Annotated in this window: 13 protein-coding genes and 1 tRNA gene; 6 read left to right on the forward strand and 8 right to left on the reverse strand. The window is 72.2% G+C overall.

The features are described from left to right. Window positions 1-9 precede the first annotated feature (9 nt). The 4 genes from AC3EU2_RS05400 to AC3EU2_RS05415 all read right to left on the reverse strand — a co-directional run bounded on the left by AC3EU2_RS05400 (window position 10) and on the right by AC3EU2_RS05415 (window position 5,320). Window positions 10-1,734 carry a serine hydrolase domain-containing protein gene (locus tag AC3EU2_RS05400; protein ID WP_488178693.1) on the reverse strand — a complete coding sequence of 575 codons (1,725 nt, stop codon included), beginning with the start codon at window positions 1,732-1,734 and terminating at the stop codon, window positions 10-12. Then, complete coding sequence (locus tag AC3EU2_RS05405) at window positions 1,731-3,056, reverse strand: exo-beta-N-acetylmuramidase NamZ family protein (protein ID WP_488178694.1); 1,326 nt, start codon at window positions 3,054-3,056, stop codon at window positions 1,731-1,733. Before AC3EU2_RS05405 ends, AC3EU2_RS05400 begins: the two co-directional genes overlap by 4 nt. Window positions 3,057-3,141: 85 nt before the next feature. Continuing rightward, on the reverse strand, window positions 3,142-4,947 hold the full coding sequence (locus AC3EU2_RS05410; RefSeq protein WP_488178695.1) for a glycoside hydrolase family 3 protein: 1,806 nt from the start codon (window positions 4,945-4,947) through the stop codon (window positions 3,142-3,144). A 285-nt stretch (window positions 4,948-5,232) separates the two neighbouring features. Next, window positions 5,233-5,320, reverse strand: a tRNA-Ser gene (locus tag AC3EU2_RS05415). 123 nt (window positions 5,321-5,443) lie between these two features. Between AC3EU2_RS05415 and AC3EU2_RS05420 the strand changes: the two genes are divergently transcribed. Beyond that, window positions 5,444-7,354 (forward strand): propionyl-CoA synthetase, encoded by a 1,911-nt coding sequence (locus tag AC3EU2_RS05420; RefSeq protein WP_488178696.1) that lies wholly within the window; start codon window positions 5,444-5,446, stop codon window positions 7,352-7,354. A gap of 3 nt (window positions 7,355-7,357) precedes the next feature. On the opposite strand, the gene AC3EU2_RS05425 is transcribed toward AC3EU2_RS05420, so the two are convergent. From AC3EU2_RS05425 to AC3EU2_RS05435, 3 genes are read right to left on the reverse strand one after another with little or no spacing between them, the layout of a single operon-like run. After that, complete coding sequence (locus AC3EU2_RS05425; protein ID WP_488178697.1) at window positions 7,358-8,386, reverse strand: dihydroorotate dehydrogenase-like protein; 1,029 nt, start codon at window positions 8,384-8,386, stop codon at window positions 7,358-7,360. Next, window positions 8,383-11,970, reverse strand: coding sequence for a pyruvate:ferredoxin (flavodoxin) oxidoreductase (gene nifJ, locus AC3EU2_RS05430; RefSeq protein WP_488178698.1), 3,588 nt, complete (start codon window positions 11,968-11,970; stop codon window positions 8,383-8,385). Before nifJ ends, AC3EU2_RS05425 begins: the two co-directional genes overlap by 4 nt. Before the next feature lie 2 nt (window positions 11,971-11,972). After that, the gene (locus AC3EU2_RS05435) at window positions 11,973-13,604 is read right to left on the reverse strand and encodes an NAD(P)-binding protein (RefSeq protein WP_488178699.1); all 1,632 of its coding nucleotides are present in this window, start codon (window positions 13,602-13,604) and stop codon (window positions 11,973-11,975) included. Window positions 13,605-13,893: 289 nt separating this feature from the next. Here AC3EU2_RS05435 and AC3EU2_RS05440 point away from each other — a divergent pair, with 289 nt between their 5' ends. The 5 genes from AC3EU2_RS05440 (at window position 13,894) to AC3EU2_RS05460 (ending at window position 17,128) form a co-directional block, all read left to right on the forward strand. Then, entirely contained in the window at window positions 13,894-14,817 is a 924-nt protein-coding gene (locus tag AC3EU2_RS05440) for an AEC family transporter (RefSeq protein WP_488178700.1), read from the forward strand. Between the two features lie 18 nt (window positions 14,818-14,835). Next, window positions 14,836-15,462, forward strand: a complete 627-nt coding sequence (locus tag AC3EU2_RS05445) for a CDP-alcohol phosphatidyltransferase family protein (protein WP_488178701.1) — start codon at window positions 14,836-14,838, stop codon at window positions 15,460-15,462. Continuing rightward, window positions 15,452-15,916, forward strand: coding sequence for a VTT domain-containing protein (locus AC3EU2_RS05450; RefSeq protein ID WP_488178702.1), 465 nt, complete (start codon window positions 15,452-15,454; stop codon window positions 15,914-15,916). The genes AC3EU2_RS05445 and AC3EU2_RS05450 overlap by 11 nt, the downstream gene beginning before the upstream one ends. A 131-nt stretch (window positions 15,917-16,047) precedes the next feature. Next, window positions 16,048-16,728 carry a M15 family metallopeptidase gene (locus AC3EU2_RS05455; RefSeq protein ID WP_488179444.1) on the forward strand — a complete coding sequence of 227 codons (681 nt, stop codon included), beginning with the start codon at window positions 16,048-16,050 and terminating at the stop codon, window positions 16,726-16,728. A 4-nt stretch (window positions 16,729-16,732) separates the two neighbouring features. After that, window positions 16,733-17,128 carry a hypothetical protein gene (locus AC3EU2_RS05460; protein WP_035938273.1) on the forward strand — a complete coding sequence of 132 codons (396 nt, stop codon included), beginning with the start codon at window positions 16,733-16,735 and terminating at the stop codon, window positions 17,126-17,128. A gap of 3 nt (window positions 17,129-17,131) precedes the next feature. Here the strand turns inward: AC3EU2_RS05460 and AC3EU2_RS05465 are convergent, their stop codons facing one another. Beyond that, window positions 17,132-18,688, reverse strand: a complete 1,557-nt coding sequence (locus AC3EU2_RS05465; RefSeq protein ID WP_488178703.1) for a helicase HerA-like domain-containing protein — start codon at window positions 18,686-18,688, stop codon at window positions 17,132-17,134. Window positions 18,689-18,691: the final 3 nt, after the last annotated feature.

Below are 18,691 nucleotides of genomic sequence, written 5' to 3' on the forward strand. Positions count from 1 at the left end.
GCACCAAAACTACGACCTTCGCCGCAGGGTCCAGCCCGAAGCGCTGAATGTGTCGGGCGACGCATCGCCGTCGAGGACGACACCGCCCTGGCCGACGACGCGGACCCGGCTCACCGAGACGCCGCGACCGAGGGTGGTGGCGTCGGTCGTGAGGCGCCAGCGCAGCACCTGTTGCCCGGCGGGGAGGTCGGCTCGCACCTGGGCCCAGCGCCGCTCACCGGGTGTCCCGCTGACCGTGCCGCCCTCCTCGCCCGTCCGGGTGTCGCCGGGATGGCGGATGACGAGCGGGACGAGCGACCACGTCGAGCCGTCGGTCGAGGTCTCGACCCGCAGGACGTCGGACTCCTCGGTCTCGGCGACGAGGTCGAACCCGAGCCGGGCGCCCGTCGACGGGACGGCCAGCGGCACCGAGAGGTCCGCGGTGCTCGCGTGCATCGGCGCGGTCTCCCACGCCACGTGGCTGCCGCGCGGGGTGATCGGCAGGGCCAGACCGAGCCCGCGGGCCCACTCCTGCCGGGCGACGTTGATGCTGCCCCACGACCGTGAGGGGTGCACGCGGTTGGTCAGCAGGATGGCGAACGAGTGGGAGTCGAAGTCGATGACGATCGAGGTCCCGGTGTAGCCGGTGTGGCCGGCCGTCCTCGGCCCGCTGAGGGCGTCCATGTACCAGGTCTGGTTCAGCTCGAAGCCGAGCCCGTGGTCGTCACCGGGGAGGGCCTGCGTGAAGTTGGTGATGAGCAGCGTGACGCTCTTGCGGTCGAGGACTCGCACCCCGCGGTAGGTGCCACCGTTGAGGAGCGCCTGGGCCAGGACGGCCAGGTCGTCGACGGTGGAGAAGACCCCGGCGTGCCCGGCGACCCCGCCGAGCGACCACGCGTTCTCGTCGTGCACCTCGCCGCGGACCATCCCGCGGGCGGGGACCACCTGGTACTCGGTGGCCGCCGTGCGGGTCGTCGCGGTGGGGTTGTAGCCGGTGTCCGTCATCCCCAGCGGCCGGGTGAGCCGCGCGTCGACGACCTCGTCCAGGGACTGGCCTCGCAACCGCTCGACGAGGACGCCGAGCGTGATGAGGTTGAGGTCGCTGTAGAGGTAGACGGTGCCGACCGGGTTGGTCAGCGGCTGGTTCATCACGGCGGTGATGCGCGAGGCCCGGTCCGGGTAACGGCTGTAGAGGGGCAGCCACGAGGTGAAGCCGCTCGTGTGGGTGAGCAGGTGCCGGATCGTCACCGACTCCTTGCCCGCCGCGGCGAACTCGGGCAGGTAGGCCGCGACCGCCGCCTCCAGCTCGACCCGCCCCTCCTCGACGAGCTGGACGACGGCGATCGAGGTGAAGAGCTTGGAGACCGAGGCCAGGTCGAAGATCGTGTCGCGACGCATCGGGACCCACTCGCTGCGCGGCAGCTCCTCGGTCGCGGTCCGGTAGCGCAGCGCGAAGCCGTCGACCTGGGTCGCGACGACGACGCCGTCGTGGGCCATGAGGCCGACGTGCCCCGGGTAGAGCGGGCGCCCACCGGGGGCGGCGACCTGGTGGCTGCGGACCTGCTCCTTGGCGGCCTCGATCGGCGCGGCGTCGAGCCCGACGGACATGGGGGTCCCCTCGCGGAGCAGGGTCGACGGTGGGGCGAACCCGGTGAAGGGCCGGTCGGTGCCGTCCGCCCTCGCAGCACCCGGGAGGAGGAACGCCGCCCCGGCGGCGATCCCGCCCCCGAGGACGGCCCGGCGGCTGAGGCTCATCGGGCCGGGCCCGGGTAGATGAGGTAGGGCTGGCGCTGGGCCTCGAACGCCGCCAGCTCCTGCTGCCACGCACCGAGGACCGTGTCGGCGTCGGCGCCCGCGGTGATCTGCTCGCGCAGTCGGGTCGAGCCGGTGAGCTTGTCGATCCAGTACGGGCGCGCCGGGTCGTAGGAGTCGTAGCGCCACTGGAAGTCGGGGTAGATCGACCGGGCGGCGACGAGCATCTCGACGCCGACCCGCAGCGGGTCGATCGCGGACGGGTCGACGATGTGGACCTGCGCCCCGCCGCAGACCTTGCCGACGTGCTTGTTGAAGGTCGGGGTGAAGCAGGCCTCCCGGAACCCCACGCCCTTGACGCCACGGTCGGCGAGCCGCTCGGCCCACCGGTGGTCGACGTAGGGCGCGCCGACGAGCTCGAACGGCCGGGTGGTGCCACGCCCCTCCGAGAGGTTCGTGCCCTCGAACATCCCGGTACCCGGGTAGACGAGCGCGGTGTCGGGAGTCGGCATGTTCGGGCTGGGCATGACCCATGGAAGGCCCGTGCCGGCATACGTCACGTCGCGGCGCCAGCCCTTGACCTCGACGACGACGAGCTCCGAGAGGCGCGTGCCGCCGGTGTCGGTCGGCAGGATCTCGGCGTCGAGGTGGCGGGCGAGCTCGCCGACCGTCATGCCGTGTGCCTGGACGATCGCCTCGGCGCCGACACCCGAGGTCCACTCCGGCCGCATCATCGGGCCGTACGCCCGGCCGCCGATGGGGTTCGGGCGGTCGAGCACGACGAGCGCGGCGCCGGTCTCGACGCAGGCCTTCATCGCCGTGTACATCGTCCAGATGTAGGTGTAGAACCGCGCACCGACGTCCTGGATGTCGAAGACGACGGTGTCGACGCCCGCCGCGCGGATCATCGACGCGAACTTCGCGGTGTTGGCACCGTAGGCGTCGTAGACGGTGATGCCGGTGCGGGGGTCCACGCTCGTGTCCTCGGCCTCGCCGGCCTGGGCAGTGCCGCGGAAGCCGTGCTCCGGGCCGAAGACGCCACGGATGTCCACGGCGCCGGAGTCGTGCATCTCGTCGACGATCGTGCGCAGGTTGAGCAGGATCCCGGTCGGGTTGGTGATGACGCCGACCTTGCGGCTCGCGAGGACCGCCCAGCCGGACGCGGCGGCGACGTCGGCGCCGGGCGTCACCTTCCGCGCGGGGTCGTTCGACGACGTGGCGTGTGCCGGCGGGCCGGCCTGCGCGGGCGTCGCACCCATCCCCAGCGCGGCGCCGGCGAGCCCGGCGCCCCCGGTGAGGAGCTGTCGACGGTTCGGGGTGGTCATCGTTGGTCTCCGATCTCGCCTTGTGTGCTCCAGCGCGAACCAGGGGTCGCGCTGGGGCACACGAGGCCGGCGTGGGGGGTCTGGGTCAGAAGGTCAGGCCGTGGCCGAACGGGAAGAGGACGGTGCCCGGCGCACCCAGGACGGGGAGGTCGACCGGGAGCTTCCCGGTCGGGGCGACCTCGCCGGTGATGACGCGGGCTGCAGCCCGGATGGCGACCGGGCTGTAGGAGTACGTGGCGAGGTAGGTGGCCGTGCCGGGCAGGGAGGCGATGTCGTACGGGTCACGCGTGGCGACGACGACGACGGGGATCCCGGTGTCCTGCAGCGCCTTGACGAGCTTCTGCTGACCTGCCCTCTTGTCGGTCGTCGTGGTGTCCCAGGCCTTCATCGTCGTGACGACGACCGCGTCCTTGCCCTGCGCGGCCGCGACGGCCGAGGCGACCTGAGCATCGGTGGGCGAGGTGCCGGTCTGGTGGACCGTCGTCGTCGCGCCCGACGCGGTGAGACCGTCGGCGAGGATCTGGGTGGTCGTCACGCCGTAGCCGGTGACGAGGACCTCCTTGCCGCCCACGGCCATCGGGAGCACACCGTCGTCGTTGGCCACGAGGGTGCTCGTGCGGTTGGTGACGGCGTCGGCGGTGGCGAGATGGTCGGCGGTGCCGACGAGCGAGCCGGTCGCGGCGGGGTCGACGAGGTGGTCGGCGACGATGCCGCGCCGGATCTTGAGCTCGAGGACGCGGCGGACCTTGGCGTCCAGGTCGGCCGCGCTGATCCGGCCGCTCTCGACCGCGGCGAGAACCGCGGCGTACGCCTCGTCCATGGCCGGCGTCATGAGGAGCTGGTCGACGCCCGCCTCGAGGGCGCGCACCGCGACCTCGGCGTCGCCGTAGAGCTCGCGCACGCCCTGCATCTCGAGGGCGTCGGTGACGATGACGCCCTGGTAGCCGAGCTCGCCGCGCAGCAGGTCCGTGAGGATCGGCTTGCTCAGGGTCGCCGGGTTGCCGGAGTCGTCGAGGGCCGGGAAGGCGAGGTGGGCGGTCATGATCATGTCGATGCCCCGCGCGATGGCGGCCTTGAACGGCGGGGCGTCCAGCTGCTCCCACTGCTCGCGGGTGTGGGTGATGACCGGGAACGCCACGTGGCTGTCGGTCGCGGTGTCGCCGTGCCCGGGGAAGTGCTTGGCGCTGGCCGAGACCCGGCCGTCCTCCTGGTAGCCGGCGACCTGCGCCGCCACGAGGTCCGCGGCGAGCGCCGGGTCGGACGAGAAGGACCGGGTGCCGATGACGGGGTTGAGCGGGTTGACGTTGACGTCGGCGACGGGCGCGAAGTTCGTGTTGACGCCCATGGCCCGCAGCTCCTTGCCGGTGATCGCGGCCGCGGTGTGGGCGTCCTCGGCGGACCGGCCGGCGCCGAGCGCCATCGAACCGGGGAACTGGGTGGCGGGCGGGCCGATGCGGGTGACGACCCCCTGCTCCTGGTCGATCGAGATGCCGAGCGGGATGTCGACCTTGGAGTCCTGGGCGAGGGCCGCCCGTTGGAGGCCGTTCGACAGGCCGGCGATCTGCTGCGGGTTCTTCACCGAGTCGGTCCAGGCGAAGTAGATGACACCGCCGAGGTGGTACTTCTGGACGACCTCGGCCGGCGTCGCGACGCCGTAGAGCGGGAGGTTGCGGGCGTCGGGGGTGGTCGCATCCTGTCCGTAGACCTGCTGGACGAACAGCTGGCCGACCTTCTCCTCCGTCGTCATGCGGACGAGGGTCGACTGGACCCATCCCTTCGGGCCGGCCGGGGCCGCGGCGTCGGCGGTCGTCAGGGGCACGGCCCCTGCGGCGAGGGTCGCGGCGACGGCCGAGGCGATCGCGGTGCGGCGGGTGACGGACGGACGGGGCATGGCATCTCCGATTCATCGGCGCTCACGGCGATGTGAACAATTCACGCAACAGGGCTTTGTGTTGGAACTTAGCCACAGTCGAGGGCGTCCGCAACCGCTACGCACGAGTCACCGGGGCGCACCCGCATGCGCCGATGCGTCGGGTCGCTCCCGCTCGTCCACGTCGTTCCCGCCCGGGCCTGGCGCCGGGGCGGCATGACGCTGCGGGAACGACATGGACCGTCACGCGCGCCCCGAGCACGCGAGAGGGCCCCGACGCGTGGTCGGGGCCCTGTCGATCCGGCGTGGCGGAGGATAGGGGATTCGAACCCCTGAGGGTGTTAACCCAACGCGCTTTCCAAGCGCGCGCACTAGGCCACTATGCGAATCCTCCACCGCGGAGGCTACCCGAGCGCCGATGCGCCACGAAATCCGCTCGCCGCACCACCGCCGCCGTTCGGCCGACCGTTCGTCGCAACCCGCCCCACGGCTGCCCGAACCGCGCCACGATGGCGTCATGACGACCCAGGGATACGAGGCGGCGTACCGCGAGTCGATCGAGCACCCGGACACGTTCTGGCGGCGTGCGGCCGAGCGGATCGAGTGGATCACCCCACCGAGCACGATCCTCGACGACGCGAACCCGCCGCTCTACCGCTGGTTCACGGGAGCCACGCTCAACACCTGCTTCAACGCCCTCGACCGGCACGTGCGCGACGGCCGCGGCGACCAGCCCGCGCTCATCCACGACAGTCCCGTGACCGGCACGAAGCAGACCCTCACGTATGCCGACCTGCTGGCTCGCGTCTCCACGTTCGCCGGTGCGTTGGCGAGCCTCGGGGTCGAGAAGGGCGACCGGGTCGTCGTCTACATGCCGATGGTGCCCGAGGCCGTCGTCGCGATGCTCGCCTGCGCGCGGCTCGGCGCCGTCCACTCCGTCGTGTTCGGCGGGTTCGCGCCGGCCGAGCTGGCGGCCCGGATCGAGGACGCCCAGCCCAAGGTCGTCCTCGCCGCGAGCTGCGGGATCGAGCCCAACCGGGTCGTCGAGTACAAGCCGATGCTCGACGCGGCGCTCGACCGCAGCAGCCACAAGCCCGAGTCGGTGATCGTCCTCCAGCGCGAGCAGGCCCGTGCCGCGGTGGGCGAGCGGGACACCGACTGGGAGGAGATGGACTGGGAGGAGCTCGTCTCCGACGCCGAGCCGGCCGACTGCGTCGAGGTCGCCGCGACCGACCCGCTCTACATCCTCTACACCTCCGGCACCACCGGCCGGCCCAAGGGCATCGTCCGCGACAACGGCGGACACGCGGTCGCGCTCCGGTGGTCGATGGACCACATCTACGGGATCGACCCCGGCGACGTGTGGTTCACCGCGAGCGACGTCGGCTGGGTCGTCGGCCACTCCTACATCGTCTATGCGCCCCTGCTCACGGGTGCCACCACCGTCCTCTACGAGGGCAAACCGGTCGGGACCCCCGACGCCGGCGCCTTCTGGCGGGTCATCGCCGAGCACGGGGTGCGGGCCATGTTCACCGCCCCCACGGCCTACCGCGCGATCAAGCGGGACGACCCCGACGGTGAGCTGCTCCGCCAGTACGACATCTCCTCGCTCGAGACCGTCTTCCTCGCGGGCGAGCGGCTCGACCCGGACACCTACGAGTGGGCCTCGACCATGCTCGGCGTCCCCGTCGTCGACAACTGGTGGCAGACCGAGACGGGGTGGCCGATCGCGGCGAACCTGCGCGGCCTCGAACCGATGCCGATCAAGGCGGGCTCTCCCTCGGTCCCGGTCCCCGGGTATGCCGTCGAGATCCTCGACGAGACCGGGTCGCCCGTGGCGGCGGGCCAGGAGGGCGCGATCTGCCTCCGGCTGCCGATGCCGCCCGGGACGCTGCCGACCCTCTGGGGCGACGACGAGCGCTACGTCGCCGGCTACCTGTCGGCGTTCCCCGGCTACTACCTCACCGGCGACGGCGGCTTCATGGACGAGGACGGCTACCTCTACGTCATGGGCCGGACCGACGACGTCCTCAACGTCGCCGGGCACCGCCTGTCCACGGGGTCGATGGAGGCCGCGCTCGCCGGGCACCCCGACGTCGCGGAGTGCGCCGTCATCGGTGTCGCCGACGAGCTCAAGGGCCAGCTTCCCCGCGGCTTCGTCGTCCTCAAGGGCGGCGTCGACGCCGAGGGCGAGGCGGGCGAGCGGATCCGCGCCGAGCTCGTCAAGCGGGTCCGCGACGAGGTGGGTGCGGTCGCGGCACTGCGACAGGTCGACATCGTCGCGGGGCTGCCGAAGACGCGCTCCGGCAAGATCCTGCGTCGCACGATGCGCGAGATCGCCGACGGCAAGGAGCCGACCGTGCCGGCGACGATCGAGGACGCGTCGGTGCTCGACCGGCTGGCCTCGGTGCTGCGCCCCGGCGGCTGACCCTCAGGACCGCGACGCGACCGGGTCGCCGTAGGTCCGGCGCGCCTTCGCCAGGGCCGCGACGTACCCCGCCCGCTCGTACGCGCCCTGGTCCACGCCCACCGGGACCGCCAGCCGCCCCCGGACCTCGTCGAGGCTGTCGAACCCCTTGCGGCGCATCCAGTCCTCGAGACCGTCGAGGAGCACCGCCGCGTGCCCCACCCCGTGCCGCAGCAGGGCCGAGGCCGACATGACGACGTCGGCGCCGGCGAGGAGGTAGGCAGCGACGTCCTCGGGCTGGTCGACGCCGGTCGTCGCTGCGAGCGAGGCGGTGACGTGGCCGCGCAGGATGGCGATCCACGTGCGCGGCAACCGGGCCTCGCCCGGCGTCGACAGGGTGACACCGGTCGTGACCACGAGCGCCTCCGCGTCGACGTCCGGCTGGAGGAAGCGGTTGAAGAGCACGAGCCCGTCCGCCCCCGCCCGGTCCAGCCGCAGCGCCATCTCGCCGGTGGAGCTGAAGTGCGGGCTGAGCTTGACCGCCACGGGCACGGACACGGCCGCCCTCACCTGCTGGAGGATCTCGACGTGCCGGTCCTCCACGTCGCGCCCGCTCGTGTGCGGGTCGCCGGGGACGAGGTAGACGTTGAGCTCGATGGCCGCGGCGCCCGCGTCCTGCATCGACCGCGCGAAGCCCTCCCAGCCGCCCGGTGTGCTGCCGTTGAGGCTGGCGATGACGGGAACCTCGACCGCCGCGGCCGACTGCTCGAGGAGCCTCAGGTAGCGCGTCGCGCCGCCGGTGTCGGCGTTCGCTGCGGAGGGGAAGTACGAGAGCGCCTCCCCGAACACGTTCTCGTGCGTCTCGCTCACCATGAGGTCGTGGAGCTGCTGCCGGTGGACCTCCTCCTCGAAGAGCGAGTACATGACGACGGCGCCCACGCCCGAGTCGGCCAGGGCCCGCACCCCGTCGACCCGCTGCGACAGCGGGGACGCACTCGCGACGAGCGGGCTGCGCAGCGCCAGCCCGAGGTAGCTCGTCGACAGGTCCGTCACGGCGCCCTCCTCAGGTCGGCGACGAAGCGGTCGGCGCCGCGCGTCGCCATCTCCTCGTAGGTCTGCCACCGCAGGTCGACCGCCTCCTGCGCCAGGTGGAGCAGGCGCTCGGCCTCGGCGGGGTCGGAGTCGCGCAGCATCCGGTAGCGCAGCTCGTTGTAGACGTAGTCCTCGAGCGGGATGCGGGGGCGGGGCGAGTCGAGCTGGAACGGGTTGCCCCCGACCGCCCGCACGGCCGGGTCGTAGCGCACGAGCGGCCAGTGCCCCGAGGCCACGGCGCGGTACTGCTGGTCGAGGCCCTTGCTCATCTCGATGCCGTGGGCGATGCAGTGGCTGTAGGCGATGACGAGCGAGGGCCCTTGATAGGCCTCCGCCTCCCGGAACGCCGTCAGCGTCTGGTGCGGGTCTGCGCCCATCGCGACCCGGGCGACGTAGACGTTGCCGTAGGCGATGGCCTGGAGCGCGAGGTCCTTCTTCGCGACCGCCTTGCCGGCGGCCGCGAACTTGGCCACCGCGCCGATCGGCGTCGCCTTGGAGGACTGCCCACCGGTGTTGGAGTAGACCTCGGTGTCGAGGACGAGGACGTTGACGTTCCGGCCGCTCGCGAGCACGTGGTCGAGCCCGCCGGACCCGATGTCGTAGGCCCAGCCGTCACCCCCGACGATCCACACGGTCCGGCGCAGGAGGTGGTCCGCAACGCTGCGCAGGTCGTCGACGAGCGGGCCGGAGAGGCCGTCGAGGCGGTGCAGCAGCTCCGCCACCCGCTCCCGTTGGGCCGTCAGCTCGAACTCACGCACCTGACCCGCACCGAGGATCGCGTCGGCGAGCTCGGCGCCGACCTCGTCCCTCAGCTGGGCGAGGCGCTCCCGGGCCAGCCGGGTGTGCAGGTCGGCGGCGAGCCGCAGCCCGAGACCGAACTCGGCGTTGTCCTCGAAGAGCGAGTTCGACCAGGCCGGCCCCCGCCCCTGGGCGTTCTTCGTCCACGGCGTCGTCGGGAGGTTCCCGCCGTAGATCGACGAGCACCCCGTCGCGTTGGCCACGGTGAGCCGCTCACCGAAGAGCTGGGTGAGCACCTTGAGGTAGGGCGTCTCGCCGCATCCCGCGCAGGCCCCGGAGAACTCGAACAGCGGCTGGAGGAACTGGGTCCCCCGGACCGTGCCGAAGTCGACGCGCGCGCGGTCGTTGACCGGGAGGCTCTCGAAGAAGGCGATGTTCTCGCGCTCCGGTGCGAGCAGGGGCTCGAGCGGGGCGAGGTTGATCGCCTTGCGCTCGGGCTCACCCGGCATGCCGGGGATCGACAGCGGGCTCACCGGGCACGCCTCGACGCACAGGCCGCAGCCGGTGCAGTCCTCGACGTAGACCTGGAGGGTGTAGCGGGACTCCGGCAGGCCGACGGCGGTGAGCGGCGCCGACCGGAACCCGTCCGGCGCCCCGTCGAGCGCGGCGCCGTCGTAGAACCGCGAGCGGATGACGCTGTGCGGGCAGACGAAGCTGCACGTGCCGCACTGGATGCACGTGTCGGGGTCCCACTCGGCGACGACGTCGGAGATCCGACGCTTCTCGTATGCCGTGGTGCCGCTCGGGAACGTACCGTCGACCGGGAGCGCGCTCACCGGGAGGGCGTCACCGCGCCCGGCCATCATCTCGGCGGTCACGCGGCGGACGAAGTCGGGTGCGTCGGGCGGGACGACGTCGGGCAGGTCCCGCGTCGACGTCCGCGCGGACGGCACGGGGATCTCGTGCAGGGCCGCGAGCGTGGCGTCGACGGCGGCCTCGTTGCGACGCACGACCTCGGCGCCGCGTCGCCCGTAGGTCGTGCGGATGGCGGCCTTGACCCGGGCGACCGCCTCGTCCGCCGGCAGCACGCCGGAGATCGCGAAGAAGCACGTCTGGAGGACGGTGTTGGTCCGGCCGGGAAGCCCGGCGAGACGGGCCACCGTGGTGGCGTCGACGGCATACAGACGGAGCCGCTTGTCGAGGATCTGCTGCTGGACCGGGCCCGGGATCGCGTCCCAGACGTCCTCGGGTCGCTGTGGCGCGTTGAGCAGGAGGGTGGCGCCCTCACGCGCCCGGGCGAGCACGTCGACGGTGTCGAGCAGGCCGAGGTGGTGGCAGCCGACGAACCCCGCCCGGCTCACGAGGTAGGGGGCGTGGATGGGGTGCGGCCCGAACCGGAGGTGGGAGACGGTGAGCCCACCGGACTTCTTGGAGTCGTAGACGAAGTACGCCTGGGCGTGCACGTCCGGGTCGGCCCCGAGGATCTTGATCGTGTTCTTGTTGGCACCGACCGTGCCGTCGGAGCCGAGCCCGTAGAAGACGGCGCGCAGCGTCTGCGGGTCCTCGATGTCGAGGTCGGGGTCGTAGGGCAGGCTCGTGCCGCCGACGTCGTCGGTGATGCCGAGGGTGAACCGGCGGCGGGGCTCGGCGAGCGCGAGCTCGGCGAAGATCCCGGCCACCATCCCCGGCGTGAGCTCCTTCGAGGAGAGCCCGTAGCGGCCCCCGATGACCCGCGGGACCGTGGCCCGGTCGCCGCGCTCGTGGGCCTCGGCGAGGCAGGACACGACGTCGAGGTAGAGCGGCTCCCCGTTGGAGCCCGGCTCCTTGGTGCGGTCCAGGACGGCGACCTGGCGGACGCTCCCGGGCAGGGCCGCCAGCAGCTCCGCCGCTGGGAAGGGCCGGTAGAGCCGCAGCACGAGGACTCCGACGCGCTCCCCGCCCGCGACGAGGTGCGCGACGGTCTCGCGCACCGTCTCTGCCGCGGACCCCATGACGACGACGACCCGGTCGGCCTCCGGGTGGCCGGCGTACTCGACGACGCCGTAGGCGCGACCCGTGTGGGCCGCGACCTCGTCCATGACGTCCTGGACGACCCCGGCCGTCCGGGCGTAGTAGGGGTTGACCGTCTCGCGCGCCTGGAAGTACACGTCGGGGTTCTGTGCCGTGCCGCGAACGAACGGGTGCTCGGGCGTGAGGGCCCGAGCACGGTGCTCGCGGACGAGGTGCTCGGGCACGACGGCGCGCAGCACCTCGTCGTCGATGAGCTCGACCGTGTTGAGCTCGTGCGAGGTGCGGAAGCCGTCGAAGAAGTGGATGAACGGCACCCTGGTCCGCAGCGTCGCGGCCTGCGCCACGAGCGCGAAGTCGTGGGCCTCCTGGACCGACGCCGACGACAGGAGCGCGAAACCCGTCTGCCGCACCGCCATGACGTCGGAGTGGTCACCGAAGATCGACAGCCCCTGCGCCGCGAGGGACCTCGCCGCCACGTGAAAGACCGTGGACGTCAGCTCCCCCGCGATCTTGTACATGTTGGGGATCATGAGGAGCAGTCCCTGCGAGGCGGTGAACGTCGTGCTCAGCGCGCCGCCCTGGAGGGCGCCGTGCATCGCGCCGGCCGCGCCGCCCTCGCTCTGCATCTCGATGACGGTGGGGACCGACCCCCAGACGTTGGTGCGCCCGTGGCTGGCCCACTCGTCGGCGAGCTCGGCCATGGTCGACGAGGGCGTGATCGGGTAGATCGCGCACAGCTCGCCCAGCCGGTAGGCGACGTCGACCGCCGCCTGGTTGCCGTCGATCGTCACGCGCATGGTCAGCTCTCCGGGATCATCTCGATGGCGTGGACCGGGCACTGGCGGTAGCACGCACTGCACCCGGTGCACCGACCGAGGTCGAACTCGTAGCGCAGTCCCTCGCCGAGCTTGATGACCGCGTCCTCGGGACAGGCCGCGAGGCAGCCGTCGCACTCGAAGCAGTTGCCGCACGACAGGCACCGCCCCGCCTCGAAGGCGGCCTCCTCCGGTGACAGCCCGTGGACGACCTCGTCGAAGGTCTGCGAGCGGGCCTGCGGGGCCAGCTCGACCTCCTCACGCCGGCCGTGGGCGCCGAAGTACCAGAGGTTGAGCTTGTCGAAGGTCGCGTGCGGGTGCTTGGGCGGGTCCTCGTGCCGGCCACCGCGCAGCCACGCGTCGATGGAGCGCGCCGCCCGCTTGCCGTGTCCGACTCCCACGGTCACCGTGCGCTGGCTGGGCACGGCGTCGCCACCCGCGAAGACCCCGGGTGCGCCCGTCTCGAGGGTGCCCTTGTCGACCCTGAGGGTGTCGCGCTGGAACTCGATGCCCGGGACGCCGCGCAGGAAGCCGGTGTCGCTCTCCTGCCCGAGTGCGAGGATCACGGTGTCGGCAGCGAGGGTCTCGAACTCCCCTGTCCCGTGCGGCTTCCCGTGCTCGTCGAGCTCCTGGACCTCGACCGTCAGGTCCCCCTCGCCCATCGAGGCGATGGTGCGCAGCCAGCTGATCCGGATGCCCTCCTCCTCGGCGTCCTGCGCCTCGGACTCGTGGGCCGGCATCTGCTCGCGCGTGCGGCGGTAGACGATGACGGTGTCGTCCGCGCCGAGCCGGCGGGCGACGCGGGCGGCGTCCATCGCCGTGTTCCCTCCCCCGTAGACGGCGACCCGACCGGTCATCGGGGAGCCGGTGCCGCCGGCCGCGTCGCGCAGGAAGGTCACGGCGTCGAGGACCCGCGCGGCGTCCTGGTTCGGGATGTCGACCCGGGTCGAGAGGTGCGCACCGATGGCGACGAAGACGGCGTCGAACGCGCCCCCACGACGCTCGGCCTCGAGGTCCTCGACCCGGTGGTCCTGCTCGAAGGTCACCCCGAGGGCGCGGATCCGGTCGATCTCGGCGTCGAGCACGGCCCGCGGCAGCCGGTAGCTGGGGATCCCGTAGCGCATCATCCCGCCCGGTTCCGCACCGCTGTCGCGCACGACGACCGTGTGGCCGAGCCGGGCGAGGTGGTACGCCGCGGAGAGCCCGCTCGGGCCCGACCCGACGACGAGGACCCGGCGCCCGCTGCGGACGACGGGCGGGACGAACGTCCAGCCGCGCTCGATCGCGAGGTCTCCGAGGTGTCGTTCGACGCCGTGGATCGAGACGGCGCCGTCGAGCTCCACCCGGTTGCAGGCCGCCTCACAGGGGTGGTAGCAGACGCGGCCGTGGACCGCCGGCAGCGGGTTGTCGGCGGTCAGCTGTTGCCAGGCCTCCTCCTCGCGCCCGGCCTTGACGAGGGCGAGCCACGCCTGGATGTTCTCGCCCGCGGGGCAGCCGACGTTGCACGGCGGAAGCAGGTCGACATAGACGGGACGCTGCTGCCGGACCGGCCCGGACCGCGTCCGACCCAGTCCCAGCGGCGCCGGGGGGGTGAGGTCACGCTCTGCTCCGGCCACGGAGGCCTCCTCGTGCCCGGTGCGGTGGCGACCGGACGGGCTGCGGTTCGACACCTCGATCCTAGTTGCGCGCGACCGACGCCGGAGGGTGTCCGGGCAATCCCGCACGGGTGAGGTCCGCCGTCTTCGCGGTGAGCAGGTGCGGCACCAGGGTGGGCGAGCCTGGGAGTCGGCACCTGCGGGGTGAACCCCGCGGTCCGGCCTCCCGCGCATGGCTCGAACGACGCAGTCCCCGGCGTGGCGCGAGACGGGTCGGCGGGTCCTGCGTGGGGCGTCCTAGCCTGACCGGGTGCAGGGAGTCTTCACGGGGTTCGCCACCATCGGCGTCGTCATCGCCGTCGGCGCCCTCCTCGCCCACCTGCGCATCGTCGACCTCACCGCCCAGCGGATCCTGTCACAGGTCGCCTTCTTCGTCGGCTCCCCCGCCCTCATGGTGATGACCCTGAGCCGGGCGGACGTCCAGGACGTCCTCTCCAGGAACCTCGTCGCCACGTCGGTCGCCGTGCTCGTCCCCGTGGTCGTCTACGGCCTCCTCGCCCGGTTCGTCTGGCGCCGACGCCTGGGTGACGCGACCATCGGCGCCCTCTCGGCGGCATACGTCAACGCGGGAAACCTCGGGATCCCGGTCGCGAGCTACGTCCTCGGCGACGCGGCCCTCGTCGCCCCGACCCTGCTGCTCCAGCTCCTCGTCCTGCAGCCGGTCGCCCTGGCGGTGCTCGACGCCGACGCCCTCGGACGCTCCCCGTCGCTCCTGCAGCTCGTCACCCGGCCGTTCCGGAACCCGCTCACCGTGGGCTCACTCCTCGGCGTACTGCTGTCGGTCACCGGCTGGACCCTGCCGGACGTCGTCGGCAACCCGCTCGAGCTGCTCGGCAACCTCGCGGTCCCGTCGATGCTCATCGCGTACGGCATCGCGCTGCGGCTCGGCCCCGGTCTCGGCGCCGCCGGCTCGGTGGCCGAGCTCGTCACGACCTCCGCGCTCAAGCTCGTCGTCCAGCCGCTCGTCGCGTATGCCGTGGCGCACCTCGCGCTCGGAGTCGGCGGGCCCGCGTTGCTCGCGATCGTCGTCACGTCGGCGCTGCCCACCGCGCAGAACATCTTCGTCCACGCGACCCGCTACGACCGGGGCACGGTCCTCGCCCGCGACACCATCCTCATCACGACCGTGGGCGCCGTGCCGGTGATCCTGCTCATCGCGGCGCTGCTCGGCTGAGACACCTATCCTGTGCGCGTGTCGAGAACTGCGCTCACTGGCGAGACGGTGGCCGACGTCGGGGTCCTGCACGAGCGGCTGTGGACGGGGGCGACGGTCATCACCGCCGTGCGCACGGCCGCCTCGGCCGGTGCCGCCGCCTGGGCGCTGCACGAGCGCAGCCTCACCCTGCTCGTCGTCGCGCTCGGCATCTACTGGGCCGGCGACGTCCTCGACGGCACCTGGGCGCGCGTGCGCGGGTGCGAGACCCGGATCGGTGCCGTGCTCGACATCTTCTCGGACCGGTTCAACGCGGGCGCGTTCTATGTCGGCCTCGCGTGGCTCCAGCCCGAGCTGTCGCCGGCGATCTTCGTCTACCTCGCCGAGTTCATGGTCGTCGACACGTTCCTGTCCATCGCCTTCCTCGCCTGGCCGATCCGCAGCCCCAACTACTTCCACGTCGTCGACCGCACGATCTGGCTCTGGAACTGGTCCAAGCCGGCCAAGGCGGTCAACAGCGCCCTCTTCGCCGTCCTCCTCCTTGCCACCGGGTGGATGTGGCTCGGCCTCGCCGTCGCGAGTGCGCTGCTCGTCCTCAAGTGCTGGTCGGTGGTGCGGCTCCTGCGGATCGGCCTGCCCGTCCCGCAGGTCGCCCATGTGGGGTGAGGCCCTGGCCGTCCTCGGCCTCGCGGTCGCCTCAGCCCTCATCCCGCTCATCAACATCGAGGCGATCATCGCCGTCGCGGCGGTGCAGGGGCAGGCGCCGACGTGGCTGCTCGTCCTCGGCGCCACCGTGGGCCAGATGGCCGGCAAGCTGCTCTGGTACTACGGCGGCCGCGAGGTCGACCGGTTCGGCTTCGTCGCCCGCCGGATGGAGCGGCCCCGGGCCAAGGCGTCGATGGCCAGGTGGCGGGTGCGCACCGAGGGCCGGCCGTGGTTCTGCGCCGGGATGCTCCTCGTCTCGGCGGCCACCGGGTTCCCCCCGTATGCCGTCCTCGCCGTCCTCGCTGGCGCGCTCCGGGTGCCCGTGACCGTCTTCCTCGTCACCGGTCTGGTCGGCCGGGCCCTGCGCTTCTGGGCCGTCATCGGCGGGACGGCGACCGTCCTGTCGTGGTGGTGACCTCGTCCTCTCAGGTGGCGGTGCGCCCGTGTCGCTGCTAGGAACGAGGTCATGACCCGTCGCGCGCTGCCCGCCTTGGCCCTCGGCCTCACCCTCGCGGCCACCCCAGCGCCCCGTCGGAGATCGTCGCCCTGCGCGACGTCGACCCGACGATCGTCCACGAGATCCGGTACACGACGAGCCACAACTTCGTCGGCGAGCGGATCGACGCCTACCGGGCGCCACTGTGCCTCCTCACCCGTCCGGCCGCGGAGGCCCTGTCCCGGGCTCAGGACGCGCTGCGCCCCCGAGGCCTCACGTTCAAGGTCTACGACTGCTACCGCCCGCAGAGCGCCGTCGACCACTTCGTGCGCTGGGCCGAGGACCTCGAGGACGAGCAGATGAAGTCGGAGTTCTACCCGCGGGTGGAGAAGTCCCGGCTCTTCGCCGACGGCTACATCGCCGCGAAGTCCGGCCACAGGCGCGCGAGCACCGTGGACCTCACGCTCCAGCCGGTCGACGCCCGCCCCGGGCCGACCCCGCACTCCCCGCACCCGGCCGGATCGTGCCTCGGACCGGTCGAGGACCGGGCGCCGGACGCCTCGCTCGACATGGGCACGGCCTTCGACTGCTTCGACGTCCTCTCGAACACGGCAAACCCCGAGGTCACGGACGCCGCTCGGGCCAACCGCGAGCTCCTCGTCGACGTGCTCGCGGACCAGGGCTTCGCCAACTACGAGGCGGAGTGGTGGCACTTCACCCACCGCCCGGAGCTCTTCCCGACGACCTTCTTCGACTTCCCGGTCTCCCGGGCCTCGCTCATGTCCCGCTGACACGATGATCAGCCTCGAGCTCGCCCGCGCGCTCCTCCACCAGTCCGGCGTCCTCTGGCAGCCGAGGGCCGGCGACCGCTTCGTCATCGAGGCCGAGCTCCTGTCCAGCGAGGTCTTCTGGGTCAGCAACCTCACGATCGAGCCGCAGCACTTCGCCGACCAGACGGTCCTCGGCTTCAACGGCACCACCGAGTGGGCGCTCGACTCCGTGAGCCTCGACCAGGCGGTCTGGCTGCCCCGCGAGGACCAGCTCCGCGAGCTGCTCGGCGACCGGCTCGAGTCCCTGCGCCAGGTCCCCGGGGGCTGGGAGGTGACGTATGCCGCAGGCGACGGCACCCGGCATACGCTCACCGATCCGGATGTCGAGTGCGCCTACGCGAGAGCGCTGCTCACGATCTGAGGCTCAGCGCTTGCGGGTGCCGAAGATCGAGCGGGTGATCTCGCGGCCGATGACGGTGCCGGCCGAGCGCAGCGCCGACCGGAAGGCGCTGGACTTGACGACCTGCTCGACGAGGCCCGGGTCCTCCTTGGCGGCGGCGGTCCTCCTCGCCGGCGTCGGCGCGGGCGAGGTGGGCGGTGCGGCGGCGGGAGGGGCCGCGGCCCTGACGCGTGCCGCGAGCTTCTCGTAGGCAGACTCACGGTCCGCGACGGCGGCGTACTTCGTCGCGATGGGCGAGGACGCGATCGCCTGGTCGAGCAGCGCGTCGGGCGAGGGCGCCATGAGCGACTGTGGTGCCCGCATGCGGGTCCACGCGACCGGGGTGGGCGCGCCCCTCTCGGAGAGCACGGTGACGACGGCCTCGCCGGTGCCCAGCGAGGTGAGCAGCTCCTCGAGGTCGTATCGGCTGTGCGGGTAGGTCTTCACCGCGGCCTTGAGCGCCTTGGCGTCGTCGGGGGTGAAGGCGCGCAGCGCGTGCTGGACCCGGTTGCCGAGCTGGCCGAGCACCCCGGACGGCACGTCCTTGGGCGACTGCGTGACGAAGAAGACGCCGACGCCCTTGGAGCGGATGAGGCGGACGGTCTGCTCGATGGCGTCCTGGAACGCCTTGCTCGCGTCGGCGAAGAGCAGGTGGGCCTCGTCGAAGAAGAAGACCAGCTTGGGCTTGTCGACGTCGCCGACCTCGGGGAGGTCCTGGAAGAGGTCCGCGAGCATCCACATGAGGAAGGTCGAGAACAGCGCGGGGCGGTCCTGGACGCCGGGCAGCTCGAGGCAGGTGACGAGGCCCTTGCCGTCGCTCGTCGTGCGCATGAGGTCGGAGGTCTCGAAGGCCGGCTCACCGAAGAACGCGTCGGCGCCCTGGTCCTCGAAGGCGATGAGCTCGCGCAGGATGACCCCGGCGGTCGCCGACGAGAGGCCGCCGAGCGACTTGAGCTCGGGCTTGCCCTCGTCGCTCACGAGGTGGCTGATGACGGCGCGGAGGTCCTTGAGGTCGAGAAGGGCGAGGCCGTTCTTGTCGGCGTAGTGGAAGACGAGCCCGAGGCTGGACTCCTGCGTGTCGTTGAGCCCGAGGACCTTGGACAGCAGGGTGGGGCCGAAGTCGGTGATCGTCGCGCGGATCGGCACCCCCTTGCCCTGCCCGCCGAGCGACAGGAACTCCGTCGGGTACGCCGTGGGCTGCCAGTCCTGTCCGACGTCCGTGGCCCGTGACGCGGTCCGGTCGCTGGCCTCGCCGGGGCTCGCCAGCCCCGAGAGGTCGCCCTTGATGTCGGCGAGGAAGACGGGAACGCCCTGACCGGAGAGCTGCTCGGCCATGAGCTGGAGCGTCTTGGTCTTGCCGGTGCCGGTGGCCCCGGCGACGAGGCCGTGCCGGTTGAGCACCGCCAGCGGGATCCGCACCGGGGTGTCGGGGTGCGCGGTGCCGTCGATGACGGCGGCACCGAAGTCGAGCGCCGGGCCCTCGAAGGCGTACCCGGCCCGGATCTCGTCGAGGTGGTCAGGGGCGGCGTCGGGCGTGGTCACGTC

The organism is Knoellia sp. B-D-2, assembly GCF_057714695.1.